The 2,979-nt window shown below is 38.5% G+C and carries 4 protein-coding genes and 1 pseudogene; 3 read left to right on the top strand and 2 right to left on the bottom strand.

Annotated features, from left to right (window positions below; translation table 11 throughout):
* Nucleotides 1–412 precede the first annotated feature (412 nt).
* Nucleotides 413–1,232 (top strand): annotated as a pseudogene (locus ACFIK4_RS01880) (antA/AntB antirepressor family protein).
* Nucleotides 1,229–1,507: a hypothetical protein gene (locus ACFIK4_RS01875; RefSeq protein WP_375627783.1), complete on the top strand. Its 279-nt coding sequence runs from the start codon at nucleotides 1,229–1,231 to the stop codon at nucleotides 1,505–1,507. Before ACFIK4_RS01880 ends, ACFIK4_RS01875 begins: the two are co-directional and overlap by 4 nt.
* A gap of 47 nt (nucleotides 1,508–1,554) precedes the next feature.
* Here the strand turns inward: ACFIK4_RS01875 and ACFIK4_RS01870 are convergent, their stop codons facing one another.
* Complete coding sequence (locus ACFIK4_RS01870) at nucleotides 1,555–1,884, bottom strand: HigA family addiction module antitoxin (RefSeq protein WP_375627782.1); 330 nt, start codon at nucleotides 1,882–1,884, stop codon at nucleotides 1,555–1,557.
* 30 nt (nucleotides 1,885–1,914) lie between these two features.
* Nucleotides 1,915–2,190 carry a type II toxin-antitoxin system RelE/ParE family toxin gene (locus ACFIK4_RS01865; RefSeq protein WP_273791641.1) on the bottom strand — a complete coding sequence of 92 codons (276 nt, stop codon included), beginning with the start codon at nucleotides 2,188–2,190 and terminating at the stop codon, nucleotides 1,915–1,917.
* A gap of 119 nt (nucleotides 2,191–2,309) precedes the next feature.
* On the opposite strand from ACFIK4_RS01865, the gene ACFIK4_RS01860 reads away from it, so the two are divergent.
* Complete coding sequence (locus tag ACFIK4_RS01860; protein ID WP_375621862.1) at nucleotides 2,310–2,489, top strand: hypothetical protein; 180 nt, start codon at nucleotides 2,310–2,312, stop codon at nucleotides 2,487–2,489.
* Nucleotides 2,490–2,979: the final 490 nt, after the last annotated feature.

The following is a 2,979-nucleotide window of genomic DNA, read 5'->3' as shown; positions in this document are numbered from 1 at the left end:
CAACACCGTGTAGAAAACCTGTTGCCATTTTATACTCCTTTAAATGGTTGGCTAATGAAATGAATGGGAAAAAAATGAGGGGGGTGATTGCTGTATTTGTTAGACCGGCATGATGATAAAAAATTATCGAAAATATCTTGACATTATTTATGCAATGTGTATTTTCGAATCAGGTGCTTGAAAAACACCTTAAAGCAACTAGCGGATGGATTGCCGAAACAATCTCTTCTCCGCCAACTAAAAGTTTTGACTCATTGTATGTTACACGCATATAATGGCATTGTCGGGTGTGGTTACGCTATACAATACCCTTTATGGGAAAGGCATAACGACGGGCTAGTTGCCGTGTTTTTCAGCGCCCGGCACTCTCTTTAGAGTGTCAATGAAAAACATCTAACAACTAGGAGTTCACATGAACACTCTTATAGAAATTACAGAACAAGTCATTGATGGCGATGCGATTCAGACAGTAAATGCACGTGATCTACATGCGTTTTTAGGAGTAGGTAAAAAGTTTGCAGACTGGATTACTGAACGCATCAACAAATATGATTTTGTCGAAAACAGAGATTATATAGTTTTTCCCAATTTTGGGAAAACCTCCAAGGTGGTCGTCCCTCTAAAGATTATGCTNGAGATTATATAGTTTTTCCCAATTTTGGGAAAACCTCCAAGGTGGTCGTCCCTCTAAAGATTATGCTCTCACTTTAAGTGTAGCCAAAGAACTTTCTATGGTGGAGAACAATAAGAAAGGTAGAGAAGCTCGTTTATATTTTATAGAATGTGAAAAACGTGCAAAACAAGTAGCAACACCACGAATAGATCTTGCCAATGCATTGGAAAATCCTCTTACGATTAAACAGCTCCTTTTAGAGAGTATCAATCAATTAGAAGACTTAAGAAATGAGGTGAGTACACTCAAGCCTAAAGCAGAAGCTTTAGAAGGCTTAAAACGCTCTGATGGTCTGTTTGGTCTTATCGAAGCCGCGAAGATGTTAGAAGTACGACCAAAAGATTTAACGGATTACTTGCGTAAACATGATTGGGTCTATCGACGTGCTCCGGGGGCGCCTCTGTTACCTTATCAGGATAAAATCAAGAAAGGCTTTATGGACTGCCCTGCTATCACCATTCAAAGACCAGATGGTACAGAAAAGGTGCTCCCTTCAACGAAAATCACCTCCAGAGGATTGGCATGTTTAAGAGAGCAAATCCATGGAGGTGTGCAATGAAGATAGATACCAATTTCTTATGCGATTTGTGGTTGGCATTATCTCAATTTTCTAGACATGAAAATATGAATGATAAAGATTGTACAGCTCTGGTTGATACTATGAGTGTCATAGAAAAAGCTTTAATTTTAAAACTTCAAGATGAGATGCCAAGTATACTTAAAATCTTAATAGTTCTAACAGATTTTGGTGATTCAGAACTGCCGCATAGCATGGATCCTTTATTGCGCGCTTATGAACCAGATTTCGAGAACCCTATTAAAAAGGTTGCTTAAGTTCAAAAACATGACTTATCTCCTCGTCTTTAAGGGCGGGGAGAAGGTTACGAATGGCTATGTTCCATTTGCGTATTCATTTCGCTAGCTGTTAGTGTTGGAATAGAAGAGACATCAATGTCCCTCAAGGCATGCCATGTATCATAATTGGCTTGAAGCTGTAGCCAAAGGGCTGGTCCATTTCCTAACAATTTACCAATGCGAGCCGCTGTTACGGCTGTGACTGGACGTTCTCCTTTAAGGATACCGTGCAAGTGCTGGCGTGATATTTGAAGAATCCTAGCAATTTCGGTTTTGCTTGCATTTAAATGTTCTAAGGATTCAGCTAAAATTTCTCCTGGATGAGAAGGACAACGATTAGGATTACGTGTGGTCATGGATAGTTTCCTTTACAAATCTTAAAACCTTCAGTGGTATTGCTCTAGATCAACATGGTAAACGTGTCTGTCTTTAAATTCAAAAGTGATACACCAAGGACCATTGATATGAATTGTGTAGCGAGTTGGAGTAAAGCCTTTAAGCATATGAAAATTATAACCTGGTACATTGATATCACTAACTTGAGAAGCAGCGTCAAGGGCATCAAGACGGCGAATAATACGCTGTTGAAGCCTGCTATCAATCTTACTTTTTCCTGTTTCCCAGAGAGATTGGAGGTCTTTATTTTTAAATGTTTTGATCATAGCAAACTCAACAACTTTATTTTAAGTAAGATGTAATGTATTAAGTGACAATTGTCAACAAAAATGTTACAACTTAATATGATTGATGCCAACACTGTGGAACTACAAGAATTTAAGAAATGAATATCAAACCAATTCGTGCTGAGAGGGAGTACCAAGAAGCTTTAGAAATTGTGTCTGCAATGTTTGATAAGCAGCCAGAAGTTAATACTCCAGAATTTGATAGAATGAAAACTCTTGTTTTGTTAATTGAAGCTTATGAAACAGAACACTATCCTGTTTCTCCACCTCATGCGTAAAGAGAAGAATAGGTGCATGGAGGGGATAAATTTGCACGTTAACATCAAGGATTTTACAAACATACCAACGGCTGTCTGATCAAATATTGCTAAAAACTTAGATCCCTTGCCATTCTTAATAAAGTGAATACGAAGTTTAAATTCTATTGTCATTTTGCTCTCCAAATTAATGAAGAGACCATAACAATCATCTACACTCTCTCATAAGCCTGACACTGTCAGTAAAAAAGGGCTTTAAAGGGGACTTTATAAGAAGAAACTATACAGTTTATAAGCCATCAGACAATAAGTGTCCGTTTAGAAACTATCATTGTTTTTTATACCTGCATAAACCATTCATTCTTTCCACAATCTTATAAGGACAGCGCCATCAGCTCCAGCGCCACTTGAAGAAGAATCGGCATGAGCACCAGCACCACCACCACCAAAACCACGCCCTGCTTTTCCTGAACTATAGGAACCTTGTCCTATCCCTCCAGCGCCACCTCTT

The organism is Bartonella sp. AP9QHHD, from assembly GCF_042195625.1.
Classification (GTDB): Bacteria; Pseudomonadota; Alphaproteobacteria; order Rhizobiales; family Rhizobiaceae; genus Bartonella.
This window is presented reverse-complemented; position numbering and strand designations above follow the sequence as displayed.